22 protein-coding genes are annotated in these 25,088 nt (G+C 58.4%); 9 read left to right on the top strand and 13 right to left on the bottom strand.

Going from position 1 to position 25,088, the window contains the following annotated elements:
- The first annotated feature begins 39 nt into the window (after positions 1-39).
- Positions 40-1,254 (top strand): MFS transporter, encoded by a 1,215-nt coding sequence (locus tag OLX72_RS06180; protein ID WP_433990056.1) that lies wholly within the window; start codon positions 40-42, stop codon positions 1,252-1,254.
- Between the two features lies 1 nt (position 1,255).
- Here OLX72_RS06180 and OLX72_RS06175 read toward each other — a convergent pair whose 3' ends face one another.
- Entirely contained in the window at positions 1,256-2,164 is a 909-nt protein-coding gene (locus OLX72_RS06175) for a rhodanese-related sulfurtransferase (RefSeq protein ID WP_433990055.1), read from the bottom strand.
- Between the two features lie 79 nt (positions 2,165-2,243).
- Here OLX72_RS06175 and pncA point away from each other — a divergent pair, with 79 nt between their 5' ends.
- The 3 genes from pncA (at position 2,244) to pncB (ending at position 4,595) form a co-directional block, all read left to right on the top strand.
- A complete protein-coding gene (gene pncA, locus OLX72_RS06170) occupies positions 2,244-2,840 on the top strand; it encodes a bifunctional nicotinamidase/pyrazinamidase (RefSeq protein ID WP_114868468.1) in 597 nt (198 codons plus the stop codon).
- A gap of 36 nt (positions 2,841-2,876) precedes the next feature.
- A complete protein-coding gene (locus OLX72_RS06165) occupies positions 2,877-3,212 on the top strand; it encodes a cupin domain-containing protein (protein ID WP_114868469.1) in 336 nt (111 codons plus the stop codon).
- A 90-nt stretch (positions 3,213-3,302) separates the two neighbouring features.
- Complete coding sequence (gene pncB / locus OLX72_RS06160; protein WP_433990054.1) at positions 3,303-4,595, top strand: nicotinate phosphoribosyltransferase; 1,293 nt, start codon at positions 3,303-3,305, stop codon at positions 4,593-4,595.
- 21 nt (positions 4,596-4,616) lie between these two features.
- Here the strand turns inward: pncB and OLX72_RS06155 are convergent, their stop codons facing one another.
- From OLX72_RS06155 to OLX72_RS06130, 6 genes are all read right to left on the bottom strand, one after another.
- Positions 4,617-5,516: a DMT family transporter gene (locus tag OLX72_RS06155; RefSeq protein ID WP_114868471.1), complete on the bottom strand. Its 900-nt coding sequence runs from the start codon at positions 5,514-5,516 to the stop codon at positions 4,617-4,619.
- Positions 5,517-5,665: 149 nt separating this feature from the next.
- Positions 5,666-6,088 carry an alternative ribosome rescue aminoacyl-tRNA hydrolase ArfB gene (gene arfB, locus OLX72_RS06150; RefSeq protein ID WP_114868472.1) on the bottom strand — a complete coding sequence of 141 codons (423 nt, stop codon included), beginning with the start codon at positions 6,086-6,088 and terminating at the stop codon, positions 5,666-5,668.
- A gap of 300 nt (positions 6,089-6,388) precedes the next feature.
- Entirely contained in the window at positions 6,389-7,018 is a 630-nt protein-coding gene (locus OLX72_RS06145; RefSeq protein WP_114868473.1) for a queuosine precursor transporter, read from the bottom strand.
- A 91-nt stretch (positions 7,019-7,109) separates the two neighbouring features.
- A complete protein-coding gene (locus tag OLX72_RS06140) occupies positions 7,110-8,012 on the bottom strand; it encodes an esterase-like activity of phytase family protein (RefSeq protein WP_114868474.1) in 903 nt (300 codons plus the stop codon).
- Positions 7,985-8,824 carry a penicillin-insensitive murein endopeptidase gene (gene mepA, locus OLX72_RS06135; RefSeq protein WP_433990439.1) on the bottom strand — a complete coding sequence of 280 codons (840 nt, stop codon included), beginning with the start codon at positions 8,822-8,824 and terminating at the stop codon, positions 7,985-7,987. The genes OLX72_RS06140 and mepA overlap by 28 nt, the downstream gene beginning before the upstream one ends.
- A gap of 14 nt (positions 8,825-8,838) precedes the next feature.
- A complete protein-coding gene (locus tag OLX72_RS06130; protein ID WP_433990053.1) occupies positions 8,839-10,248 on the bottom strand; it encodes an MFS transporter in 1,410 nt (469 codons plus the stop codon).
- A 120-nt stretch (positions 10,249-10,368) separates the two neighbouring features.
- Here OLX72_RS06130 and OLX72_RS06125 point away from each other — a divergent pair, with 120 nt between their 5' ends.
- The 3 genes from OLX72_RS06125 to yaaA all read left to right on the top strand — a co-directional run bounded on the left by OLX72_RS06125 (position 10,369) and on the right by yaaA (position 13,622).
- On the top strand, positions 10,369-10,656 hold the full coding sequence (locus tag OLX72_RS06125; RefSeq protein WP_114868477.1) for a YggT family protein: 288 nt from the start codon (positions 10,369-10,371) through the stop codon (positions 10,654-10,656).
- A 117-nt stretch (positions 10,657-10,773) separates the two neighbouring features.
- Positions 10,774-12,819, top strand: a complete 2,046-nt coding sequence (gene recQ, locus OLX72_RS06120; protein WP_433990052.1) for a DNA helicase RecQ — start codon at positions 10,774-10,776, stop codon at positions 12,817-12,819.
- Positions 12,820-12,848: 29 nt separating this feature from the next.
- Entirely contained in the window at positions 12,849-13,622 is a 774-nt protein-coding gene (yaaA, locus tag OLX72_RS06115) for a peroxide stress protein YaaA (RefSeq protein WP_433990051.1), read from the top strand.
- On the opposite strand, the gene OLX72_RS06110 is transcribed toward yaaA, so the two are convergent.
- The 5 genes from OLX72_RS06110 to OLX72_RS06090 form a co-directional block, all read right to left on the bottom strand.
- Entirely contained in the window at positions 13,607-15,814 is a 2,208-nt protein-coding gene (locus tag OLX72_RS06110; RefSeq protein ID WP_433990050.1) for a response regulator, read from the bottom strand. The two genes, yaaA and OLX72_RS06110, sit on opposite strands and share 16 nt — an antisense overlap.
- Before the next feature lie 109 nt (positions 15,815-15,923).
- Positions 15,924-17,966, bottom strand: coding sequence for a glutamine amidotransferase (locus tag OLX72_RS06105; RefSeq protein WP_433990049.1), 2,043 nt, complete (start codon positions 17,964-17,966; stop codon positions 15,924-15,926).
- A complete protein-coding gene (locus OLX72_RS06100) occupies positions 17,963-20,722 on the bottom strand; it encodes a DUF4159 domain-containing protein (RefSeq protein WP_433990048.1) in 2,760 nt (919 codons plus the stop codon). Before OLX72_RS06100 ends, OLX72_RS06105 begins: the two co-directional genes overlap by 4 nt.
- Positions 20,719-21,594: a DUF58 domain-containing protein gene (locus OLX72_RS06095; RefSeq protein ID WP_114868483.1), complete on the bottom strand. Its 876-nt coding sequence runs from the start codon at positions 21,592-21,594 to the stop codon at positions 20,719-20,721. Before OLX72_RS06095 ends, OLX72_RS06100 begins: the two co-directional genes overlap by 4 nt.
- Positions 21,591-22,598: an AAA family ATPase gene (locus OLX72_RS06090; RefSeq protein WP_114868484.1), complete on the bottom strand. Its 1,008-nt coding sequence runs from the start codon at positions 22,596-22,598 to the stop codon at positions 21,591-21,593. The genes OLX72_RS06095 and OLX72_RS06090 overlap by 4 nt, the downstream gene beginning before the upstream one ends.
- Positions 22,599-22,668: 70 nt before the next feature.
- Between OLX72_RS06090 and OLX72_RS06085 the strand changes: the two genes are divergently transcribed.
- Positions 22,669-23,247, top strand: coding sequence for a DUF1285 domain-containing protein (locus OLX72_RS06085; protein WP_114872006.1), 579 nt, complete (start codon positions 22,669-22,671; stop codon positions 23,245-23,247).
- On the opposite strand, the gene OLX72_RS06080 is transcribed toward OLX72_RS06085, so the two are convergent.
- Entirely contained in the window at positions 23,244-24,164 is a 921-nt protein-coding gene (locus OLX72_RS06080) for a DMT family transporter (RefSeq protein WP_433990047.1), read from the bottom strand. The genes OLX72_RS06085 and OLX72_RS06080 overlap by 4 nt on opposite strands.
- A 172-nt stretch (positions 24,165-24,336) precedes the next feature.
- Here OLX72_RS06080 and OLX72_RS06075 point away from each other — a divergent pair, with 172 nt between their 5' ends.
- The gene (locus tag OLX72_RS06075) at positions 24,337-25,086 is read left to right on the top strand and encodes a hydroxypyruvate isomerase family protein (RefSeq protein ID WP_433990046.1); all 750 of its coding nucleotides are present in this window, start codon (positions 24,337-24,339) and stop codon (positions 25,084-25,086) included.
- Positions 25,087-25,088 lie beyond the last annotated feature (2 nt).

Genomic DNA, 25,088 nt, shown 5'->3' with positions numbered 1-25,088 from the left:
CGCTATACATTGCCCCGCGCCGTGCCTAACGTCGCGGTTATGCAAGGCAGCGACATACACGACAGCAGCTATTCCTGGACGCGGTTGATCATCACGCTGATCATCGCGACAGTCGCCAATGTCGGCATGTGGGCCGTTATCATAGTGATGCCCGCGGTCGAGGTTGAATTCAACGCGGGCCGTGCAGAAGCATCAATGCCCTACACCCTGACAATGATCGGATTTGCACTGGGCAATTTGCTGATTGGCCGACTGGTCGATCGCTTTGGCGTGACTGTAGCCTTGATTGGCGCCGCACTGGTCAGCGCGCTGGCCTATCTGTGCGCGATTCTGTCCGGATCCATTTTCGTTTTGTCGCTTGCGCATCTTTTGCTGGGGCTGGGAACGGCGGTGGGATTTGGGCCGCTGATCGCCGATATTTCGCATTGGTTCCTGCGCAAGCGCGGCATTGCTGTCGCGTTGGTGGCAAGCGGGAATTATCTGTCGGGCGCGATTTGGCCGACTTTGCTGGCCGACATTCTGACAGCCGACGGCTGGCGCCATGTTTACATGATCCTCGCCATAATGACGCTCGCCGTGGTCATTCCGCTGTCCTTCCTGCTTCGCCGCCGTGTTCCGGAAGATGCCCACGGCAAGGCGCAGGCTGCTGCCACCTTGCGCGCGCGCAGCACCGGGTTTTCACCGCGCACATTGCAGTATCTGCTGGGGCTGGCGGGCATCGGATGCTGCGTGGCCATGTCGATGCCGCAGGTTCATATCGTTTCCTACTGCGTCGGGTTGGGCTACGGGCCGGTTGTCGGCGCTGAAATGTTGTCGCTGATGTTACTGGGGGGCGTTGTCTCGCGCGTCTTGTCGGGCGTTCTGGCCGACAAGGTGGGTGGCGTTATCACTTTGCTGGTCGGTTCGACATTGCAGTGTATCGCCCTGTTTTTGTACCTGCCCTATGACGGGCTTGTGCCACTTTATGTCATCAGCCTGATTTTCGGCCTTTCGCAAGGTGGAATAGTGCCCAGTTACGCGTTGATTGTGCGCGAATACATGCCTGCAAAAGAGGCGGGTGCACGTGTCGGATTTGTCATGATGATGACGATCCTCGGGATGGCGCTGGGCGGTTGGATGTCGGGCTGGATCTACGACATGACAGGTTCATATCAGGCGGCGTTTCTGAACGGCATTGTCTGGAACCTGATGAACATGGGCATCATGGTGATGCTTCTGTTGCGCGGCCGCCCGCGGCAGATGGTACCTGCTTAACTCAGGTTTTGGGGCCCATGTGGGTTTCGCCGCGCGATCTGGCCAGGGCAATCTGCTTCTGGCGTTCTCGGAACCGGTTCTTGTCCTGCTCTGACGTTTCGTCCACGCAGTGGAAACACGATACGCCTTCTTCGTAATCGGGCCGGTCGGTATCACTGGGCAGGATCGGGCGGCGGCAGGCGTGGCACAACATGTGCGGCCCCTCGGCCAGACCGTGACCCACTGACACCCTGCCGTCAAACACGAAACATTCGCCCTGCCACGTACTGTCTTTCGCGGGCACGTCTTCAAGGTACTTCAGTATGCCGCCATGCAGGTGAAACACCTCTTCCACGCCTTGGCCCAGAAGGTAGTTGGTTGATTTTTCGCACCGGATACCCCCGGTGCAGAACATCGCGATCCGCTTGTTGTGAAACCGGTGTTTGTTTTTTTCCCACCATTCGGGAAATTCACCGAATGACTTTGTTGCGGGGTCAACTGCGCCCTCAAAGGTACCAATTGCCACCTCGTAATCATTGCGCGTGTCAATCACGGCCACATCCGGGCTTTGGATCAACGCGTTCCAGTCTGCTGGTTCGACATAGTGCCCGACCCGTGCGCGCGGGTCCACATCGGGCTGGCCCATGGTAACGATCTCACGCTTCAGGCGCACTTTCATCCGGTTGAACGGCGCATCGGCAGACGTGCTCTCCTTCCACTCCAGATTGCCGCATCCGGGCAATGATCTGATATGCCACAGCACGGCATCAATCCCGGCGCGCGATCCGGCAATGGTGCCGTTGATCCCTTCACCGGCCAGCAGAAGTGTCCCTTTGACTCCGTTGGCACAACACATTTCAGCCAGCGGCCCCTTGACCTTGGCGGGATCTGCAAAACGCGTGAAATGATAAAGTGCAGCGATTGTATACATGCGCCGCCCAATACGATGTTGCACGCGCACGGACAAGACGTAGGGTAGTAAAAAACAGACGCGACAAAGGAGCCCGGCCATGACACAGGCGCTGATTGTGATCGACGTGCAAAACGATTTTTGCCCCGGTGGCGCACTGGCTGTACCCGATGGTGATAGCATTGTACCCGGCATCAATGCGCTGATGGCGGAATTCACGACGGTTCTTCTGACACAGGATTGGCATCCCGCAGGACACAGTTCATTCGCTTCGTCCCACAAGGATGCCGCTGCCTACGACATGATCGACATGCCCTACGGCCCGCAAGTGTTGTGGCCGGATCACTGCATTCAGGGTGGTATTGGTGCGCAATTTCACCCTGACCTGCAGGTGGATCGTGCCGATCTTATTCTGCGCAAAGGCTATAACCCTGAAATCGACAGTTATTCCGCCCTGTTCGAAAACGATCACAAAACCCCGACAGGGCTGGACGGGTATTTGCGCAGTCGCGGGATAACACACCTTACAATAGTCGGTCTGGCTCTGGATTTCTGCGTGAATTTCTCGGCCGTGGATGCGGCAAAGGCCGGGTTTGATGTTCGCGTCGATACATCGCTTTGCCGCGCGATTGATCTGAACGGATCGCTTCAGCAGGCAACGGACGGGATGATCGCCGCTGGTGTAACACTGTCATGAACATGCATTGGACTGAACTGAAGAAAGGATGCCCAGATGAACCTGCCAGACTTTATTCTGAACGCTGGAACGCTTGATTTGCCGATACCCGAAGACATCGTCACGGCAACGGGTTTTCGATCCGAAAAAGGACTGGTTGCGTTCTTTAACGTCCACAAGGATGTAACTTTGCCGCCCCATTCCCACGGCGCACAATGGGGGACGGTTCTGGAAGGATCGATCGCGCTGACCATGAACGGTGTGACCAGAACCTACGGACCGGGTGAAAGCTATGATATTCCCGCCGGGGTGGAACACGGCGCGACCGTGCCGGCGGGTTCCAAGCTCATCGATATATTCGAAGAGTCGGACCGCTATGCATTTCGGACCTAGCTGAATCCATCGGCTGCGCGCATCGCCAAGCCTTGCCACGCAACCGCGCCTTTGCTTTAACCGTCCGGAACCCAAAAGACGGAGCCGGACATGGTCGATATTGCCACCCGCGTCTATAACCACAAATGGAAGATCGACCCGATTGTCCGATCTTTGATCGATACGGACTTTTACAAGTTGCTGATGTGCCAATCGGTGTTTCGCAACAAGCCGGACACGCATGTCACGTTTTCGCTGATCAACCGGTCAACCCATATTCCATTGGCCACACTTGTCGACGAAGGCGAATTGCGCGAACAACTGGATCACATCCGGTCTTTGTCCCTGTCGCGGGGGGAAAGCACATGGATGCGCGGCAACACGTTTTACGGCAAGCGCCAGATGTTCCGCCCCGATTTCATGGACTGGTTCGAAAACCTGTCGCTTCCACCCTATCATCTGGAGCGCAAAGGCGATCAGTACGAACTGACGTTCGAAGGGGCGTGGCCCGAAGTGATGTTATGGGAAATTCCCGCGCTGGCCGTCCTGATGGAACTGCGCAGCCGCGCTGTTCTGAATGATATGGGCCGCTTTGAACTGCAGGTGCTGTATGCCCGCGCCATGACCCGTGTCTGGGAAAAGATCGAAGCGCTGCGCGATATCCCGAACCTGAGCATTGCCGATTTCGGCACCCGTCGTCGTCATTCCTATCTTTGGCAGGATTGGTGCGTTCAGGCCATGCGCGAAGGACTGGGTGAAAACTTTACCGGTACGTCCAATTGCCTCATTGCCAAGAACCGCGAGGTCGAGGCGATCGGCACCAACGCGCATGAACTGCCGATGGTCTATTCCGCACTGGCCAACTCTGACGCCGAACTGGCGAAAGCCCCTTACGAGGTATTGTCGGACTGGCACGAGGAACATGACGGCAATCTGCGCATTATCCTGCCCGACACCTATGGAACGGAAGGGTTCCTGAAAAATGCGCCCGACTGGCTGGCTGGCTGGACAGGGATACGCGTCGACAGCGGCGACCCCGCTGCGGCTGCAGAAATTGCGATACGCTGGTGGAGGGAAAGAGGCGAAGATCCAACCGAAAAACGCGTTATCTTTTCCGACGGTCTGGATGTTGCCAAGATCGCGGAACTTCAGGCGCAATTTGACGGACGCGTCAAAGTCTCTTTCGGGTGGGGAACGCTGCTGACCAACGATTTTCGCGGTTTCGTCCCCAATGATACGCTGGCCCCGTTTTCGCTGGTGTGCAAGGCGGTATCGGCCAATGGCCGTCCGACCGTCAAACTATCGGACAACCCGAACAAGGCGATGGGACCGGCAAAGGAAATCGAACGCTACAAGGCTGTTTTTGGTGTCGGGGCGCAAGACCGTCAGGAAGTCGTGGTATAGCACAAACGATCCAAAACCGCTTTACAGCTTGCGCCGTCGCAACCGCCTTTCGCGCCAGACGATCATCAATCCTCCAAACGCGATGAGAACCGCACCGGGGAACAGATCGTCCAGAGGCGCTTCGCCAAAAAATACCCAGCCGAAAACAAAAGCGATAAGAATACCAAAGTAGTTAAACGGGGCCAGATTGCTTTGCTCGGTCATCCGGTAGGAAATGACCAGAGACAGCACGGCAGACCCGCCAAAAACACCCATTGCCATGATCCACAACACATCTTCGCCACCACGCACCTGCGAGAACCCGCCCGTGGCCCATGCCAGCGCAAATGCTCCGACCATGGATGTCGCACTGGAATAAAGGTTGATCAGCGGGCTGGGTAAATCCACATCCATCCGCCGTGCCAGGACGCCGGAAAGCGCGTATAGAAATGCTGCCGCCAGTGGCAGCAGCGCGTCATAGCTAAAGCTGTCACCGCCCGGTCGCACGATCATGACGACACCTGCAAATCCCACCATAACCGCAGCCCAACGTGCGGCGCCAACCCGTTCGCCCAGCAAAGGCACCGCCAGCGCAGTCATGAAAAGCGCATTGGCATATGTGATTGTGGACGCCGTGGCAAATGCGAGCCGCCCCAGCGACAGATAGAAAAAGAATTGTGCAAACGTAGTCAGAATCCCGCGCAGACACGCCAACTTCCATTGGCGCATTTTCAGAATGCGACCTTTCTGATGCCAACTGCGCGAAGACCAAAGCGCAATCGCGCTTGGGATCAGACCAAACAGGTTGCGATAGGCGCTCAACTCGGCGGCGCCGTAATAACCCGACAGCAATTTGATGATCAGACCCATGAAATCGAATAGAACGATTGCCAGAAGGCTTAGCAAAATCGCGGGCACAACCCTGTCGTCTCGCACATCCACTTAAGTGCGCGCCCTGAACGGAACGAAAGGCCGAAAATTCAGATCATCCATGGCGTGACACTGGGCGACAGCGGCGCGCGCGACAAGTGCGATATTGAACGAAAGCGCAAGATAAGGATCGCGGTACTGTTGGGCCCGGCAGCCCGGACCTAGTCTTCGCCCTCGACGCGCCCGCGCAAGGCTTTGACATCGCCGCGCACTTTCTTGGCTTTCAGGCGGCGTTTTTTAGACCCTAACGTGGGCTTTGTCGCGATCCGCCGTTTTGGCGCAACCAGCGCGGCGCGCACAAGTTCGGCCAGACGGTCACGCGCGATGTCGCGGTTGCGCGCCTGCGACCGGGTTTCGTCGCACTGGATGACCACAGCGCCCTCTTTGGTCCAGCGCCTGCCCGCCAGTCGCCGCAACCGCGTTTTGACCGGGCCGGGCAAAGACGGCGAACGGGCCGCTTCGAACCGCAATTCAACGGCGGTACTGACCTTGTTCACATTCTGCCCGCCCGGACCGGATGCGCGGCTGAAGCTTTCGCTCAACTCCCAGTCTTGCAGGGATATATCGTCAGAAATGCGCAACATCGGGCTTTCACGTACAGGAAACTGGCATGGCGCTGACCCTACCGTGCTTGTTCCCCAGAAAAAAGGGCCGCCCCGATGTGTGGAACGGCCCTTTCGAAAGTCTGCGGAGGTGGGGTCGGTTAGATTGTTTTCCGATCCACTCGGGCGGGCAACGCCGCCAAGGATTGCCTTAGCGGGCGACCTCCCAAGCTGTTCCGACACCTCTCTCCAATACCTTTCTCGACACTGGATCACCTCCTTCCGAATTGTTTCAACTAAGGTGATTCTTGCACGGCTTTTTGCAATCGCAAAGCAAAATCTTCACTGTGATTCGGTTTGTGTGTTCAATCTGTCGACAATGATACGGAACGGCACCAGCGCCAGCAGACCAAGCGACAGTTTGACCAGCCAGTCCGCCGCCGCCAGCGACACCCAAAGCGGTGTTGCGCCACCGAACCCCAAGAAGGGCAAAACTTCGTTCGCCCAGACCACATCGGTGGCTGGATCGATAAAGGCAAACTGCGCCGAAAAGGCGATTGAAAAAAACAGGGCCGTGTCTACCGATGACCCGACCAAAGTCGAGACCAGCGGTGCCTTCCACCACGTATTGTTGCGCAGCATCGAAAAGATCGAAACATCCAGCAGTTGCGCTGTCAGAAATGCGATACCCGATCCCACGGCAACGCGAAATGTTACCAGTGGCCCGAATTCGCCGGTAAGCTGGGTGCCGACCAGCGAACAGAATATGCCCACAATGAAACCAACAAAAACAACGCTTCGCGCGGGCCCGGCGCCATAAACGCGGTTCATGATGTCAGTGACAAGAAATGCCAGAGGATAGGTGAAAGCGCCCCATGTCAGCCATTGGCCGAAAAGATGCTGCACCAGAATGTTGGACGCCACAACAATGGCGGCCATAGCCAGAATGCCGGGAAGATGTTCGCGCTTCATGTTTTTGTGCCCGTTTTGTCAAGGTTGCGGCGACTTGGCCCGCCTCATTGCGGACCTTGGCTGACTAATGCGTCACGCGGGCGGGCGCAAGCTATTCCTGAAGCATGTAATCAACCACTTCGGTACGCTGGAAAACCCGGAAATTATCATCGGATATCATCGTTATGCGAATACGATCCTGATCATCCTGCCACAGCGCGATACCTTCCAGATTGTCGTGTTTTCCCGGTAGCGAAGTGAACACGACAGCATCGTTTTCAAAACCTGTCCGGGTCACGTCAAACTGCCTTATACGGCTGCGAAATCCGAACGGGCTGACCGCGCGCTCCAGCACATAAAGCTTGCCATCAGGTCCGAAATCCGCGCCCACGGGCCGAAAAGACCCTCGCAGAGTATACAAGAACGGTTGCTGCCACTTTTCACCATGCCGCCATCGGAAAACAGGTGCGGTTTTGCGACCACCTTCGGGTATAGCGAACACCGTGCCCGTGTCATCAACGGCCAAAGCTTCGAATCCAATATTGGTGGCAAAGGCCCGCCAAGCTTTCGAATACGAGGCCCAGTGCGCCTTGTCCAAAGGTGAATCATACAACCAGATCCGCTGCACAAATTCGAAGGACACGACGATACGACCGTTGGGAAGCAACGCCAGCCCTTCGGAATCATTCAGGTTGCCGGTTACATCCCCGCCCGCATCATTCTTCAGCGGGTTGGTGGAAGTTACAGAAATGTCGCGAATTCTGCCGTCTGAACGGGTGATTTGCCCTGTCACAATTCGCCCGCGATCCGTCACCGCGTGAAAGGATTTTCCATCATGCGACAGTTCAAACCCTGAAAAGCCGCCAAACCACGGATCGGGCAGGGACCAGATATAGCGATTCAGCAGATGCGCTTTCGCCGGCCCGGGCGTGACAAACGAATGCGCCGACCAAACCGCAATGGCGGACACCAGACAAAACGCAGCGATCAGTGCTGCTTTAGAACTGTGGCGCATTGCTGAGGTAAATCCGCCAGCACATATTCACGTCTTGGCTTGGGTTTCTTCGCGTTCGGATCAGGGGGCGGCGGGTTCAGAATGTCATTCACCCATTTCTGCGCATCGCCGCATCCGTTGCCTGCCGGCGGCGGATCCTGATCAACACAGCCTCTTGCTCCTTTGGGGCAGGCCAGCCGCACGTGAAAATGATAGTGATGGCCATACCAGGGGCGCACTTTGCGCAGCCAGGACTTGTTGCCCTTTTCATCGTTGCACATCTGCACTTTTGCGCCCGGAAACACGAAAATCCGGGCAACGCGTTTGTCCTTGGCGGCCGCCTTGATGATTTCGTGATGTGCCCGCGTCCAGCTGCTGTTCACATATGCACCATTTGCACGACGCAGCGACAAGGACGAGATGTTTTCCCGTTGATTAGGTGACAGGTTCAGCCGATCCGGCGGCAACATCCAGATATCAACGTCCAGACCGATCTGGTGGCTTCTGTGACCGCTCAGCATCGGGCCGCCCCTTGGCTGGCTGATGTCTCCGATATACAGCCCCTTCCAGCCGGGCTGCTGCGCTGCCTTGCGGCTCAGGTCTTGGACGAAATCAACAACATCTGGATGTCCCCAGTTGCGGTTGCGCGACAGCCGCATGGCCTGCCATGTCGGCCCGGTTTCAGGCAATTGTACCGCGCCCGCGACACATCCCTTGGCATAGCTGCCAAACGGTGCCGGCCTGTGTTCGGATGCGTCTTTCATTGCGCCGAACTGTTGTTTCGCCAGTTGCTGCGCGTCTGTGGCCGCGGGCCAGACGCCCAGCGCCGCCATCAGACAAAGTGATGTCAGGATTCGAACCATTCTGCCTTGTCTCCCTTCGGATGAACCCAGCGTAACAGGATCAGGCCGATTACGAAAAGTACAATTACCGGCGAAATGCCCAAACGTGCGCTGCCTGTCGCATATGTGACCATTCCGATCAGGGCGGGGGCCAGAAACGACGTGGCTTTCCCTGAAAGGGCAAACAACCCGAACGCTTCTGTCGGTCGCGCGGGGTTGGCATGGCGCACCATCATGGATCGCGACGCGGAATAAAGCGCACCGCCCGCACCGCCGATGGCAGCGCCGCAGATATAAAACACGATGTCAGGCAGGGCGGATCCGACAGGCAGGGGAACCCCGAAAATCTGTTCACGCGACATGCCGACGATAACAGTACAAACGGCAATCAAAACACAGATCATAAAGGCAATGACCGGCTTTGGGCCAAAGGCACGGTCGGCACGCCCACCGATAAACGTAACGATCGCAGCCGTGACAGCGCCGACGATACCGAACACCCCGATCTGGATGATCGACCAGTTCAGAACCAGCGTCGCATAGACGCCGCCAAAGCCGTAAAGCGCGTTCAGCGCATCACGGTAAAACATCGATGACGCCAGAAACGCTGCAAGACTTCTGCGCCTGACAACGGATTTCAACGTGGTCCCCAGATCGCGAAACGCAGCAGATATCGAAGCAGAGGCCGCTTTGTGGCCCGGCGCCTCGCGCACCCACATGAAAAACGGGATCATGAACACAAGATACCAAAGCGACGTAAACGGCCCGACAAATCGCGTGCCTTGGCGCTCCGCGGCGTCCAGCCCGAACATCGGGTCCAACCCGATCAGTGTCTTGCCGGTTTCGTTTTCGGCAAAAAACAGCAGCATTGCGAACAACGAAACAACCCCGCCCCAATATCCAAAGGCAGCCCCGGACCCCGATATCCGACCCACCTCCTTATCGTCCCCCAGCGACGGCAGGATCGCGTTTACAAAGATCAGGGCGTATTCCGCGCCGATCATCGCAATGCCGAAACTGATCAGCGCGCCCCACAAGAACAATCCGTCCGGCATCAGAAACCAGATGCCGCAGGTGCCCCCGACATACAGAACGGAAAACGCAATGATCCACGGCATACGCCGCCCCGAACTGTCTGCAAATGCCCCCAGAATCGGTGCAGTAAATGCGATGGCAAGCCCGATCAGGGTTTGGCCAAGCGACCAAAGCGATTGCGCGTTTGCGTCTGCTTGTACCTCGGGCAACCCGGTTTCCAGAAAATACTGCGCCGCCACGGCCGCGAAATAGGGGCCAAAGATAAAGGTCAGCAGCAATGTGTAAAATGGCTGCGTTGCCCAATCAAAGGCCATCCAGCCCCAAACCCGCTTTTGCAGCGAAACCTGCACCGTGCCCTGCCTCTTGTTGATTGGGCGCATTAAGAGCAGGTGGCGCCGCACAACGCAAGAAAGGCTTTGCCATGCCTGCTGTGTGCATCTGATGCTCTTGCTCTTTGCTGTCCGGGGCCTTACCTCGGTGGCAGAAAAAAGGATGCCCTGATGTTGTCTCTGTTTCAAATTCTGATGCTGATCCTTGATGTGGCGTGGTTTTTCATCATTGCCCACGTCATCATGAGCTGGCTGATCAATTTTCAGGTCATCAACATGCACCAGCCGCTGGTTGCCCAGATTTGGCATATGTTGAACCGCATTCTGGAACCGCTGTACCAGCCGATCCGTCGCATTCTGCCGAACATGCAGGGCATTGATCTGGCCCCGCTGGTTGCCCTGATCGCTGTTTATGCGCTGCGCATCATCCTGGCGAACAACATTTCGGCATTTTACTAACCGAACCTTAAAACAAAGCGTCAAATCCTTAAGGTCAGGTGCAGCTTGGCCCTTGTTCCCCGATTCCGTGTGTGGGACAATTGCTGCGCAAGAGCAGAAAAACAAAAAGGGTCGACAATGACAGGCGCTGCCACGCTGTTGCAGGATGTATTCGGCTTTGATGCCTTCCGACCCGGCCAGCAGGACATTGTTCAAGCGGTTACAAACGGCGAAAACGTGCTGGCCATTATGCCAACGGGCGGGGGCAAATCCCTGTGTTTCCAGCTTCCTGCCCTGATGCGAGACGGGGTTACTGTTGTAATCTCGCCTTTGATCGCCCTGATGCGGGATCAGGTCCGTGCCTTGCAAGAGGCGGGCGTTGCCGCTGGGGCTCTGACCTCCGGCAATACCGAAGAAGAAACCGAAGCGGTTTGGGACGCGTTGGAACAGGGCAGTCTGAAACTGTTGTACATGGCGCCCGAGCGGCTGGCGGCGGGCAGTGCGATGGGCATGCTGCGCCGTATCAACGTGACGATGATCGCAGTGGACGAGGCGCATTGCGTCAGCCAGTGGGGTCATGATTTCCGCCCCGATTACCTGCGTATCGGCGAATTGCGGCGCGCGCTGAATGTGCCGCTGGCGGCCTTTACGGCAACCGCAGATGCCGAAACCCGTCAGGAAATCGTTGAAAAGCTTTTTGACGGTGTCGCGCCGCGCGCCTTTTTGCACGGTTTTGACCGCCCGAATATTCATTTGGCATTCGCCCCCAAGAACAGCCCCCGCCGCCAGATCCTGGAGTTTGCCGCCGCCCGCAAGGGACAATCCGGCATCGTCTATTGCGGCACCCGCGCCAAGACCGAAGGTCTGGCCGGTGCCCTGCGCGAGGCGGGGCATGCCGCCTGTCACTATCATGGCGGTATGGAGGCCGAAGACCGCCGTATCGTTGAACGCAGGTTCCAGCAGGAAGACGGGTTGATCGTTGTGGCCACTGTGGCGTTTGGCATGGGCATTGATAAACCCGATATCCGGTGGGTCGCGCATGCTGATCTGCCAAAATCCATTGAAGGCTATTATCAGGAAATCGGTCGCGCGGGGCGTGATGGGGCACCCGCGCAAACGCTGACCCTGTTCGGGTCGGATGATATCCGGCTGCGCCGATCCCAGATTGACGAAGGTCTGGCCCCGCCGGAACGGCGCATGGCCGATCATGCGAGATTAAACGCGCTGCTTGGGCTGGCCGAAGCGTTGAACTGCCGGCGCAAGACATTGCTGGGTTATTTCGGCGAAGACGCCGCCGCTTGCGGGCATTGCGATCTGTGCGATACGCCGGCTGAAGTGTTTGATGGCACAACAGCCGTGCGCAAGGCGCTGTCTGCCATATTGCGCACCGATGAAAGGTTTGGCGCAGGACACCTGATCGACATCCTGACAGGCACCAGAACGGACAAGATCGCAGCGCGCGGGCATGATGATCTGCCGACATTCGGGGTTGGCGGCGAATATGACAAAAACGGCTGGCAGGCGGTGTTCCGGCAGATGATGGGCCACGATCTTGTACGGCCCGATCCCGAACGGCACGGCGCCCTGCGCATGACCGACAAGGCGCTGCCGGTCTTGCGGGATCAAGCCACGATCGAACTGCGCCGCGATACGATCCGTGCTGCCGCGGGGAGCCGCCGCCCGGCAATCAAAACCCTGGTATCCGAAGAAGATGCACCGCTTCTGTCCGCGCTCAAGGCACGCCGCCGCGCCTTTGCCGAAGCGGCAAAACTGCCCGCGTATATCGTGTTCAATGACAGAACCCTGATTGAAATGGCAGAAACCCGCCCCGCCACACTGGACGACATGGCAAGGATCAGCGGCGTTGGCGCCAAAAAGCTGGAACGCTACGGTGCCGCCTTTCTGGAAGTGATCACAGGGGCCCGCGAAGACGTTCACCCGACGCGCCGCAAACTGGCCGGTCGCCCTGCCGGAGAGCTTTATGACCGGTTGCTTGAAGTGCAGGCCAAACTGTCACGCGGGTCTGGCGGCATCGAAAAACCGATCAGTTGTTCCGCATCCCTCTTGGCGAAAATTGCTGCCACACGCCCGCAAAACGCCGGCGCGCTGGAGCGGTTGCTGGGCGAACGCCGCGCCGAACGTTTTGGCGATGCCTTTCTGGACGTCCTGCGCGAGGCGGGCTAGGTCTGCCGTAATGAACAAGAGGATCAGCTATGCTAGTTGTCATTTCGCCCGCAAAACGTCTGGACTGGTCAGATACGGAAGTGTCCGGAACCGATCCCGTCTTTCAGGAAGACGCGATGCGCCTGGTGCGCACCGCGCGCAACCTTGGTCTGGGCGATCTGCGCAAACTGATGGATCTAAGCCCCGATCTTGCCCGGCTGAACCGCGACAGGTTCCGCAGCTTCGAAAATGAACCCGATGCACAGGCAACACGGCCGGCGGCGCTGGCCTTTGCCGGTGATACCTATCAGGGGCTGGAAGCGGTCAGCCTTGACGCGGACGAGATGGATTATGCACAGGATCATTTGCGCATCCTTTCCGGCCTTTACGGGGTTTTGCGCCCGTATGACGCGATCCAGCCCTATCGTCTGGAAATGGGCAGCCGTCTGAAAACGCGCCGTGGGGGCAATCTCTATGAATACTGGCGTGATCAATTGTCCAAGGCGTTGAACGCGCAGGCCGAAACGGTCGGAACCGACGTTCTGGTGAACTGCGCCAGTCAGGAATACTTTGGCGCGGTTGATCTCAAGGCGCTGAAACTGCGTGTCGTCACCCCGGTCTTTATGGAAGACAAAGCGGGCAGCCCGAAGATCGTCAGCTTTTTTGCCAAGAAGGCGCGCGGCGCATGTGCTCGGTTCATCATCCAGCACCGCCTGCAAACGCCGGAAAGCCTGCAGGATTTTGATACCGGGGGGTACACCTACCAGCCGGACCTGAGCACACCGGAAAAACCGGTTTTCGTGCGCCCCTATTCTGCTGCCTGATCGGCTTCGGCCACCAAGGGGCGCGCCTCTGGCGGATGAAATTCCCTGATTTTGTCGTGGATCGCTGCCTTGCGCAGCGGCTTGGTCAGATAGTGATCCAGCCCTGCCGACAAAATGCCCTGTTCGTCTCCATCCATCGCGTGCGCCGTCAAAGCCACAATTGGAACATGTCCACCACCGGTTTTCTCCAGCTTGCGGATTTCCTGCGTCGCTTCCTTGCCATCCATTTTCGGCATCGAAATATCCATGAAAATCATATCCGGTGCAAAGCTTTGAAACAGATCGACAGCCTCAAGCCCGTTTGCCGCGAACTGCAACTCGATCTCCAGATCCTTGATCATTTTACGAAAGACAAGCTGATTGGTTTTGTTGTCCTCGGCCGCAAGAACACGCATCAAACGCGGTATGTCGGGCGGCGCTGTTTCCTGCCTATCTTTTTGCGGCACAGTCTTTTCCGCTGATGCAATATCTTGCGCCAGGGTTGCCAGTTGCGTCAGCAGATCATTGCGGCGCACCGGTTTTTGAACAACAGCATGCACATGCCGACGTGCCGGATCCTGTTCCGCGAAACCGGGATTGGCACTCAGCAGAATAACCGGCACGGACCAGCCTGCCTGCCGAAGCGCCGTTGCCAGTTCCATTCCGTCCATATCGGCCATGTTGTGATCAGACAGGACCAGATCAACGCTATCGTTCATGGATGCCAGCGCGGTCGCACCAGACGCGAAACAGGTGGCGTCAACGCCCAGTTGCCGCATCTGTTTTTCAAGGATCAAGGCGTTGGATTCCACTTCGCTGACCACCAATACATTTCGTAGGCTTTCCGGCAGCCGGGGCGGTTCAGCCGGTGTTGCATCCGTAGCGGCCATCAACAGGCTGAACCCGAAACAGGATCCCATGCCAACTTCGCTTTCCACCCAGACCTGTCCGCCCATCATTTCGACCAGTCGCTGCGATATGGCCAACCCTAATCCTGTGCCTTCGAACTGGCGGTTCCGGTCATCCTCGACCTGATTGAATTCACCGAAAATGTGGCCAACCTTGTCATCCGGAATGCCGATGCCGGTATCTTCGATTGCGATATGAATCCTGGTTTTTTCGCCATCAGATGCCGGTACGCCCGTGGCGCGGATCAGAACGTGGCCCTGTGTGGTGAACTTGACCCCGTTGCCGATCAGATTTGTCAGAACCTGCCGCAGCCGCCCCGCATCGCCGACAAACTCTGTCGGCAGGAAAAGATCGTAATCAACCAGCAGTTCGATCCCCTTTTCGCGCGCCGAGGGTTGCAACAGCACCACGACCTCGTGAATGCACCGTTCCAGATTAAAGGGTGCGGGATGCAGCACCAGCTTTTCCGCCTCGATTTTTGAATAATCCAGAACATCGTTGATGATGACCAGTAACGCTTCGCCCGAGTTTTTGATCGTGGTGACGTATAGCTGCTGTTCTGCGCTAAGCTCTGTGTCTGTCAGCAATTCCGCCATCCCGACAACGCCATTCATCGGCGTTCTGATTTCGTGGCTCATGTTCGCCAGAAACGCGGATTTGGTGCGGTTGGCCGCTTCCGCATTGCGCCGCGCCTCTTTCAATTCCTGCTCGTACCGGACGGATGCCGTGATATTCAGGCCCAGCGAAACGACATCTCCGCCCTGACCGCGCTTGTCGACCAGCCGTATGAAAAGACGGTTCCACAGTTCCACGACGATAGGTTCGGGTGTCGGGGCATGCCACCGGTCCGTCATCATCGCCCGCCAGTCGATAGCCGACAGCCCGCCGGTATTCACAATCCCTTCTTCGGTCAGAAGTTGCAGGATGTGAACGTAGTTCACGCCGGGCCGGACGTCTTCCAACCCGTCAAAAACCGACAGATACGCGGCATTGGCGGCCACCAGATTACTGTCGACATCAAAGACGGCAAACCCGTCCTCGATTGTTTCGATCGAATGCCACAAACGGCGCTCTGCGATTTCGACTTTTTGGTGCGCAACCGTCAAATCGGATTTAACGCGCACGTTTTCGTCACGCACCGTTGCAACTTCGGCGCGGGTTTCCACAATTTCATCCGACAGGGCGCGCGCGTGGTTTCCCAGCTTGCGATTGGCGGCGAAAAGTTCGGCCTGTTTCAGTTCCAACAGCCGTTCCGCCGCCAGCCGGGCCCGGCGTTCTTCAGCCAATTTATTGGCAAGGCTCATGCCCGTGCTCCGCAAAATCTGCGTCAAGTTTCGCGGAACCGTGACGGATTACGGTGAATATAGACTTAAAAAGCTGTTGTGGATTTGTTTCCGACCCGGCCTTGCGTCCCTAGCGTCGGCCTTCACGCAACCACGCACCGATGATCAGGCCAGAGGCCAGAAGCAGCACCAGCCATGGTGGCAAAAGCGCGCTTTGGCGCACGTCGCGGGTTTCATATGCGCCGCGCGGCGTCAGCCCGATCCAGCCGCGTCCGGCGGCGGGGCGTCCTTCACGGACCGTACGCAGGCTGGGTATACCGTCTTCCAGACGCACAACACCGCCACGCAACGGCGCAATCAGCGGCGCCAGTATATCGCCGGTGGCAATGGTTTGTTCAAATTCGCGCGGCGCAGCGGGGCCAAGGCCAATCACCGTTTCGTGCGTATCATCACGCAGACGGTAAAGCCCGATCATCGGCCCGTCATACAAGGCCTCGAACCGGCCGGGGCCGGATTGTGAAAGCGTGATTTCAACATCAGGCCCTTGGGGCGGCGTGACAATGACCGGCGCTGCATCTTCCCCAAGTGTGCGCCGGATAATGCGCATGGTCTGGCCGGTCGCTTCTGCCCAAAGCGCGTCTTCTTCCAGTTCTGGTTCCTTCATCATCCAGTGCGCAAGACGGCGCAGCAGTTCAAGTTGCGGGCCACCGCCTTCGTATCCGCGCCCCCACAACCATGCGTGATCCGATGCCAGCAGCGCAACGCGCCCCTCACCGACCCGATCCAGCACCAATAGCGGGCGGTCATCAATCCCTGTCATGACCACATCGCCGGATTGCGGGGTCACTTCGATCTGGCGCAGCCAGCGCCCCCAATCGCCTTGATCCGGTAAATCCGTTGTCACCGGGTGACGCGTGCCCAGATCGGTGACAACCGGCGCAAAGCCTTCCTCCAGAACACGTGCGCTGGGTTCGGCGGGCAGGATACGGGCCAGCGGCGAGCGGTAGATACTGTCGGCACCGGCAAAATCCGGGCCAGCCGCAATCAGCACGGCACCGCCCTGTTCGACATAGTTGGCCACGTTGTCCAGATATATTGCTGGCAGGATGCCGCGCCGCTTGTACCGATCAAATATGATCAGGTCGAAATCATCGATTTTTTCCAGAAACAGCTCACGCGTCGGGAACGCGATCAAAGAAAGCTCTCCCACCGGGACGCCATCCTGTTTTTCCGGCGGTCTCAGAATCGTAAAGTGTACCAGATCGACAGAACTGTCCGATTTCAGCAGGTTGCGCCACGTCCGCCCCCCCGCGTGCGGTTCACCTGAAACAAGCAATACCCGCAACCGGTCGCGCACGCCGTTCATCTGGATCAGGGCGGTGTTGTTGCGATCTGTCAGTTCGCCTTCTGCCATCGGCACTGTGAATTGCAGCACGTTTCGCCCGCTGTACGGCAGGGTGACGGGCAGATCAATATCCTGGCCGATTGGAATCTGGAACACCTGAGGGGTGTCGCCATCAACGGAAATTTCCAGCGGAGCCAGACGCGCGCCATCGGGTACCGCGCCTGAATCTTCGATCCGCAAAGTGAGTGTCACCGGTTCGCCGATGATTGCAAAAGCAGGTGCGTTGCGCACGATCAGGCGACGGTCCCAGTCGTCTTGCCGCCCCGTCAGCAAAAGATGCAGCGGGGCCGGCAAATCAGGTGCGCGCGCGGCGTCGTGAATTTGCCCATCGCTCAGCGCGACAATTCCCGCGATGCGCGCACGTGGCTGTTCGGCCAGCACCTCGGTCAGGGCAGCCATCAGGGCAGTGCCGCCATTTTCCTCGCTGTCGGGTACCGCAACACGGCGCAGTTCGGTGTTGTCCCGCGCAGCAACCGCGCGGGCCAGCGCGACCGACGCCTCGGCCGTTTGCGCGCGCCGGTCAGACAGAGCCTGACTGGCGCTCTGGTCTTCCAGCAGAACCACGATATCGGTCAGCGGCGCGCGATCCTCTTGCTGAAACGCGGGGCCGGACAAGGCCCCCAGCAGGACTAGCCCGGCAAGACCGCGCAAGGCCCAGCCCGACAGACCTCGCCAAACCGCAATACCGACGGCGACGGCGACAATTCCGGCGACAACGGCCAATACCGGCCAGGGGACCAGCGGATCGAAAATAACGGTTCCGGTCATTGGCCCAACCTGTCTAGCAACGCAGGCACATGCACCTGATCGGATTTGTAGTTTCCGGTCAGCACATGCATCACCAGATTGACACCAAAGCGATAGGCCAGTTCGCGCTGCCGTTCACCGGAAAACCCGCGCCCGATCGGAAAGGCCGCAACGCCACGATCATTCACGGCCCAGGCCGCCGCCCAGTCGTTGCCCCCAATCACCACCGGCGTCACCCCGTCATTCAAGTTGCGAAATGGCATGCCTTCGATCTGTTGCGCATCCGGTGGCGCGGCTTCGACCCAAACCTCGCGGCTGGTGTGACGGCCCGGAAAGTCCTGCAACAGATAAAAGGTGCGCGTCAGCACGTGATCCGACGGAAGCGGTTCAAGGGGCGGAATATCCAGTGGCCGCGCCAGGTCCTGCAACTTGCGTCCGTTCGGGCTTGCCGATCCGAAGCGGGCAATATCGGCATCTCTTGTATCGAACAGGATCATGCCACCGGAACGCAAATAGGCATTCAGCTTCACGTAGGCATCTGCCGAAGGTGTCGGTTGATCGGGGGTTATCGGCCAGTACAGGATCGGGAAAAACGCAAGCTCATCGGTTTCAAGATTGATACTGGTGGGATTGGCCGGTTCGACCGACGTGCGGAAAAACAACGTGTCTGACAGACCGACCAGTCCGGCGCGGGCGGTATCGTCCACTGCCCTGTTTCCGGTCAGGACATGGGCCAGCGCCAGTTCCGATGTTGCGGCAAGCGCAAAGTCATCATCCGATTGTGCATGCGCCTGATGCGCAAAACCGGGCAGAACGGCCAGCGCCAGCACAGCCGCCGTAGCGCGCGCGCCCCACAACCGGCCGCCCAACGCCAGGGACGCCAGAACATCCAGCAACAACAGCGCAATCGCACCACTCAGAAGCGCGCCGCCCAAAGGAACTTCTGCCTCGATCGTGAGGCCTGTCACCGGAATGCGTGCAGGCCAGCTGGCCGGTGTCAGATCTGTATCTGCGGTCACGACATTGCGGGCGATCCTGCGATCATCCGATGCGTAGACGCCGGATTGCACATCAGGGCCAAGCGGCGTTTCGATCAGGTCTGTGCCGTCAACGCCCGGAAGGTTGCCTGCGTCAGACAATGCCCCGAAGCCGTCCAGAACCTGAACCGGAGTCCAGACCGTTCCTTCCAGATCCTCTGCCTCTGGCAACCCGCCGGATGAAGACACGGCAAGCCGTTCAAGCATTTCCACAAACAGGCCGGACAAAGGCAGGGTAGACCATTCCGCATTCGCTGTGACATGAAACAGAACAACCTGACCATCGCCCACCGCCTTGCGCGTCACCAGTGGTGTGCCATCGCTTAAAGACGCGACAACCCGTTCCGCAAGGGTCGGATCGGGCTGTGCCATCACCTGCGCCGAAACCCGGACATCTGCAGGAATGTCGAGCCCGAAAAAAGGCGAGTTTTGTTTGAAAGGCGCAAGTTCCTTGGGTTCTCCCCAACTCATCGCGCCCCCGACAGTGCGGCCACCCGCGCGCAGACGCACCGGCATCAGCGGGTGTTCATCGCTGCGGCTGACATCGCTGGCGGCCAGCCGCGGGCCGGCGAACCGCAACAGCATCCCGCCAGTATCGACCCATGACAAAAGCGCCTCTTCCTCTGCCGATGACAGGGTGGCGATATCGGCCATCGCAATCACATCCGGATTGGCCGGAAGGATATCCATCAATGCCCCGTTCAAAAGATCGGCCGTCGGCGCCAGCGCCTGTTCCAGATAGTGCAAAGGCGAAAGCAGTTCCAATCCTTCACGATCTTCGCGCCCGGCGATCAGCGCCACTTCGCGTCGGCGCAGGCTGTCATCCGAAAGACTGACCGCACCCGCCGACCGTTGCCCCTGAATTTCAAATCGCGTCAGGCGGGCGCGCAATTCAGCCGGAAGGGACAGGGCGGTTTGTGCCTCACTCGCACCGGCGTCAAAGGTGGCAGGAACGCTTGCCAGAACCTGCGCGTTGCCCGCCGGATCAAGGCCATGCGCCAAAAGTGTGATCTCCCTCGTTTCCGAAGCAGCAGATCGCCGGGCGGTCAATTGCACTGCACCGTCTTCGAATGTTGCCGGGGTCATTGCTAGAATTGCGCTCGCGTTCTGAAAAACCTGTACCGGTCCGCGCGCTTCAAGGGCGCTCAGCATCGCGTCGCGTCCTTCGTATTCCAACCCGTCCGACACCCAGTAGGTTTCAAAAGAGGTGTCGCCAAGCGCATCAATGGCCTGTGCCACCAACACCGGGCCGGGTTGCCAGGGTGCCGGCAGAACGCCGGCCAGACGGGTTGACCAGACATCGGCAGATTGAAACACCGGTGGTTCCGGTTCTGTCAGACGCATGATCGCAACCGTACGGCCCGCGCGGCCCGCTTCGGACAATTCAGCTGTCACAAGGTCAATCTTTTCCCGCCACCGCGTGGCGCCCGCCCAGCTGCCATCCAGCACGATCAGCAACGGGCCGGTGCCCGCCCGATCCTGCGACGGGTTCAGAACCGGCCCCGCCAGCCCCAGGATCATCGCAGCAACCGCCAGCATGCGCAGCAAAAGCAGCCACCATGGCGTGCGGTCAGATACCGTTTCGTCGTCTTTCAGACCCAGCAAAAGCGCAACGCCGGGAAACCGCCGCCGGATCGGCGCCGGTGGAACCGCGCGCAGAATCAGCCAAAGAATGGGCAGGGCGATCAGCCCCAACAGCAACCAAGGTGCACTGAATCCAATGCCGCCCAAAACGGTCATATGCGGCCCCCGTCCAAGGCACGGTACAACCACAGCAATGCAGATTGCGCGCTGTCACTTGTATGGTGAACGCTGTATTGCCAGCCGGTCGATGCGCATAGCGATTGCAGTTCGTCTTTGCGCGCGGCCAGACGATCTAGATAGCGTGCCTTCAATTCGTTTGCCTTGAGCGTTTCATGAACCAGAGTGCCACCGATGCTTTCGAAGATCGTTCGGCCCTGAAACGGGAAACTTTCTTCCGCCGGATCAAGCACATGCACCAATGCACCTTTGATGCCGCGATCTGCGGCCTTGGTCAGGGCCATTCTCGCCCCGGTGATGTCGCCCATGAAATCGGAAATGAACACAGCGCGCGCGTGCGGGATCATCGCGCGCGACTCCGGTGCGGCGTAATCCGCATCGGAATCCTGCGAAAACGCTTCGGCCAGACGCAGGATTTGCGGATTGCCCCGGCGCGGCGGAAGTGACGTACCTGTCAGCCCGACACGCTCACCGCCACGCACCAGAAGTATGGCAATCGCCAACCCCAAAAGCCGGGCCCTGTCGGCCTTTTGCGGCAAGTCCTTGGTTGAGGCAAACCGCATCGAAGCGCTTTGATCGACCCACAGCATGACGGATTGCGCAATCTGCCATTCGCGTTCACGCACAAACTGCATATCGCCCCGCGCAGAACGGCGGTGGTCGATCATACGGCGGCTGTCACCGGGCTGGGCGGGGCGGTATTGCCAGAAATCATCGCCCAGACCGGCTTTGCGCCGCCCGTGATCGCCCAACAGAACCGTGCCGGCAAGATGCTCGGCCCGCGCCAGCAAAGGCGGCAGGCGGGCCGATTGTTCCTCGGCCCGCTGGCGAAGGGAAACGGGCTGTGTCACGCAGCGGCCTTTGTCTGCGCGAGTGTTTCTGCAGTCGTTTCAATCAGATCGGTCAGGCTGTCACCGCGTGCGCGGGCTGCGAAATTCAGCGCCATACGATGCGACAGCACCGGGCGGGCCATATCAATCACGTCTTCCGCTGACGGGGCAAGCCGCCCTTGCAGCAGCGCGCGCGCGCGCACCGTCATCATCAGCGCTTGCGCTGCACGCGGGCCCGGACCCCAGGCCACCGTTTCACGCACTCGGTCTGAGACACCTGCTTCTTCAGGGCGGAAGGCACGTACCAGATCAAGGATCATATCAACCACGCTGTCGCCGACCGGCATACGCCGCAACAGGGTTTGTGCTGCCAGCAGTTCCCCTTCGCCGAACACCTGCGTCGATTGATCCTCGCTGGCGCCTGTCGTGGCCAGCAAAATATCGCGTTCTGTTTCCCGTGTGGGGTAATCGACATCGATCTGAACCAGAAACCGGTCCAGCTGCGCCTCGGGCAGGGGATAGGTGCCCTCCTGTTCAATCGGGTTTTGCGTTGCCAGAACATGGAACGGTGTGCCCAAAGGCCGGTCCTGACCGGCAACGGTAACGGTTTTTTCCTGCATGGCCTGCAACAGTGCCGATTGCGTGCGCGGGCTTGCACGGTTGATTTCGTCCGCCATCAGCAACTGGCAAAAGATCGGGCCGGGTACAAACCGGAATGTGCGTCCGCCATCGGCTTCGGTATCCAGAACTTCGGAACCCAGAATATCGGCCGGCATAAGATCAGGGGTAAATTGCACACGTTTGCCGTCCAGCCCCATGACCGTCGATAATGTTTCGACAAGCCGCGTTTTTCCCAGCCCCGGCAATCCGATCAACAGCCCATGACCACCACACAAAAGGGCGGTCAGGGTCAGGTCGACAACGCGCTCCTGACCAATAAACCGCCGCGTGATAGACGCTCTGGCCTTGGCCAGCTTTTCTTCCAGTGCTTCGATTTGTGGCTCCAGATCTGTTTGATCGGTCATGGCTATCTGTCTCCTGACGACTATATCGTTACGTAAGAGTGTATCGCGCGAAACGGAAATGGCAAAAGCAATGAGCGGACAAAAAACCGTGACCCCGACCGCCGAAGGCCTGATTGCATCGGTGAAAGCCACAAAAACACGCGGCTTGCCGCCTGTTCACCTGTGGAATCCGCCGTTTTGCGGGGATCTGGATATTCGCATCGCACGTGACGGCACGTGGTATTATCTGGGCACGCCGTTCACACGGCTGGAACTGGTCAAGCTCTTTTCATCGATTCTCAAGCTTGAGGACGGAAAATACTATCTGGTCACCCCCGTTGAAAAGGTCGGAATCACGGTGGACGATGCGCCGTTTGTTGCCATTGATTTCGAAGTTCAGGGTGAGGGCCGGGAACAGGTTTTGGCATTCGAAACCAAAACCGGCGATTTTGCCGAGGCCGGGCCGGACCACCCCATTCGCGTTACCCGTGATCCCGAAACGGGAGAGCCGTCTCCCTATATCATGATCCGAGCGGGGCTTGAGGCATTGATAGACCGGAAAAGCTTTTATCGCCTCGTTGATATCGGTGAACATCACGACGGCTGGTTCGGCCTTTGGTCGTCAGGCCAGTTTTTTCCAGTGATCCCATCAGCGGATTTGCCTGACTAGCGGCGCTGCGAAACGATCACGCCCAGCCCGACGATTGCGGCCCCGAATGCCTGCTGCCAACTCCACGTTGCGCTCAGAACTGTCATAATCACCATCACATAAAACGGTGCGATGTTGATATGTAGCGAGGTGACAGCAACGCCAAGCCGCGCGATAGCGGCGATAAAACAGACCTGAGACAGGGCCATTGCACCGATGGCATAGACGATCAGCAACGTGATCTGCCGCCCGTCAACAGGTGCGCGTGGCATAACATCGACCCCGGCAAGGGTCGTTCCCAAAAACAGAATAACGACAACAATGGCCGCCCCTGTAAAAGGCAGTGTCGTGCGCCCAAGGGCGGTTAGATTGGGCAGATCGCGCACGGTGCAAAAACTGGCCCACGCGAACAGAAAACACGATGCAACTGCTGCAAGCCCGCCCAACCCGAAATCTGTCGGGCTTTTGCCCCAAGTTGCGATAATCCCCCCTGTCACCGACGCTGCCATGCCGATCAGAAACAACCGGCTGGGGCGGCGTACACGGTAGAACAATTCAATCAGCGTTGCAGCGATAGGCATGGCAGAAGCAATCAGCGCAACGGTTACAGGATCGGTCAGAGATTGCGAAATCAGCAACAGCCATGTGCCAAAGCCAAAGCCGATCCCGCCTACCCAGATGCCGCGCCGCCAGGATGCATTGGCCAGAACATGCACCCCGTCGATCGCCAGCCAAAGTGGCAGCAGCAGAACCAGCACCATCAGCAATCGAGCTGCGATCAGGGCAAGAGGGGGCCACGTATCCAGCAGCAGTTCAGCCGCAGGAAATCCGGCGGCCCAAAACAGCATCGAAACCATACCCAACGCGTTGCCAGACAACAGGTTGGCGCGCAGGGCAGCGGCATCGGCCGGGCCAAGGGGCTCTGGTTGGAACGCCAACGAAGGTTTGCTTTCAAAAAGGTCAGTAATCTGTCCGGTATCTGGGCCGAACTCTGGCAGGCTGCCACCGCCGGATCAGCGTCGTCGCGTCCAAAATCGACATCGTGTCGCTTTCAACCTCTTTCAGGCGGACGTGAACCTGCGTTAAGCAGGATCAACCAACGGAAATCCGATGCCCAAATTCGCAGCCAACCTGTCACTGCTGTTCACTGAACTGCCCTATCTCGACAGGTTTGCCGCTGCGGCGCTGGCGGGGTTTGAAGCCGTTGAAATCCTGTTTCCCTACGATGCCGCGGCCAAGGATACGCGGCGGGCGCTGCTGGCTAACGGGTTGGATCTTGTGCTGATCAATGCTCCGCCGCCCAATTACACCGGCGGCGAACGTGGCTTTGCCGCCATCCCTGCCGGTCAGGCACGGTTCCAGAACGATATCCGGCGTGTCCTGCGCTATGCTGGCGAACTAAAGCCTCAATTTATACACGTTATGGCCGGCGCCGCGCAGGGGGCCGATGCCCAAGCAACATTTGTGGAAAATCTGAAATGGGCCGCCGATGCCGCCCCGCATCAACGTTTTACAATTGAACCCCTGAATCCGGTCGATCAACCCGGATACTTTCTGAACGATTACGATCTGGCGGCAGCGGTTCTAAAGGCCGTGGACCGGCCCAATGTCGGCCTGCAATATGACACATACCATGCCCAGATGATCACAGGCGATGCGCTGGCCATATGGCGCGCCTTCGGCCATCAGGCGGTGCACGTCCAGATTGGCAGTGCTCCGGGGCGTCATGAACCGGGTGCAGGCCCGATGGATTTCGATGTGATTTTCGAAACACTGGACCGAGACGGATATTCCGGCTGGGTCAGTGCCGAATATAATTCGACAGGTCCGACGCAATCCTGCCTTGGCTGGATGCAGTGAAC

Origin of the sequence: Sulfitobacter sp. TBRI5 (assembly GCF_051013555.1) — a bacterium.
In the GTDB taxonomy this organism is placed as follows: domain Bacteria; phylum Pseudomonadota; class Alphaproteobacteria; order Rhodobacterales; family Rhodobacteraceae; genus JL08.
The sequence above is the reverse complement of the archived record's forward strand: the minus strand, read 5'-3'. Positions and strand labels throughout refer to the sequence as shown.

Coding starts and splice junctions, on each gene's coding strand:
- OLX72_RS06180 (WP_433990056.1), top strand. CDS start 40: ATGCAAGGCAGCGACATACACGACAGCAGCTATTCCTGGACGCGGTTG.
- OLX72_RS06175 (WP_433990055.1), bottom strand. CDS start 2,164: ATGTATACAATCGCTGCACTTTATCATTTCACGCGTTTTGCAGATCCC.
- pncA (WP_114868468.1), top strand. CDS start 2,244: ATGACACAGGCGCTGATTGTGATCGACGTGCAAAACGATTTTTGCCCC.
- OLX72_RS06165 (WP_114868469.1), top strand. CDS start 2,877: ATGAACCTGCCAGACTTTATTCTGAACGCTGGAACGCTTGATTTGCCG.
- pncB (WP_433990054.1), top strand. CDS start 3,303: ATGGTCGATATTGCCACCCGCGTCTATAACCACAAATGGAAGATCGAC.
- arfB (WP_114868472.1), bottom strand. CDS start 6,088: ATGTTGCGCATTTCTGACGATATATCCCTGCAAGACTGGGAGTTGAGC.
- OLX72_RS06145 (WP_114868473.1), bottom strand. CDS start 7,018: ATGAAGCGCGAACATCTTCCCGGCATTCTGGCTATGGCCGCCATTGTT.
- OLX72_RS06140 (WP_114868474.1), bottom strand. CDS start 8,012: ATGCGCCACAGTTCTAAAGCAGCACTGATCGCTGCGTTTTGTCTGGTG.
- mepA (WP_433990439.1), bottom strand. CDS start 8,824: ATGGCGGCGCTGGGCGTCTGGCCCGCGGCCACAGACGCGCAGCAACTG.
- OLX72_RS06130 (WP_433990053.1), bottom strand. CDS start 10,248: ATGCGCCCAATCAACAAGAGGCAGGGCACGGTGCAGGTTTCGCTGCAA.
- OLX72_RS06125 (WP_114868477.1), top strand. CDS start 10,369: ATGTTGTCTCTGTTTCAAATTCTGATGCTGATCCTTGATGTGGCGTGG.
- recQ (WP_433990052.1), top strand. CDS start 10,774: ATGACAGGCGCTGCCACGCTGTTGCAGGATGTATTCGGCTTTGATGCC.
- yaaA (WP_433990051.1), top strand. CDS start 12,849: ATGCTAGTTGTCATTTCGCCCGCAAAACGTCTGGACTGGTCAGATACG.
- OLX72_RS06110 (WP_433990050.1), bottom strand. CDS start 15,814: ATGAGCCTTGCCAATAAATTGGCTGAAGAACGCCGGGCCCGGCTGGCG.
- OLX72_RS06105 (WP_433990049.1), bottom strand. CDS start 17,966: ATGACCGGAACCGTTATTTTCGATCCGCTGGTCCCCTGGCCGGTATTG.
- OLX72_RS06100 (WP_433990048.1), bottom strand. CDS start 20,722: ATGACCGTTTTGGGCGGCATTGGATTCAGTGCACCTTGGTTGCTGTTG.
- OLX72_RS06090 (WP_114868484.1), bottom strand. CDS start 22,598: ATGACCGATCAAACAGATCTGGAGCCACAAATCGAAGCACTGGAAGAA.
- OLX72_RS06085 (WP_114872006.1), top strand. CDS start 22,669: ATGAGCGGACAAAAAACCGTGACCCCGACCGCCGAAGGCCTGATTGCA.
- OLX72_RS06075 (WP_433990046.1), top strand. CDS start 24,337: ATGCCCAAATTCGCAGCCAACCTGTCACTGCTGTTCACTGAACTGCCC.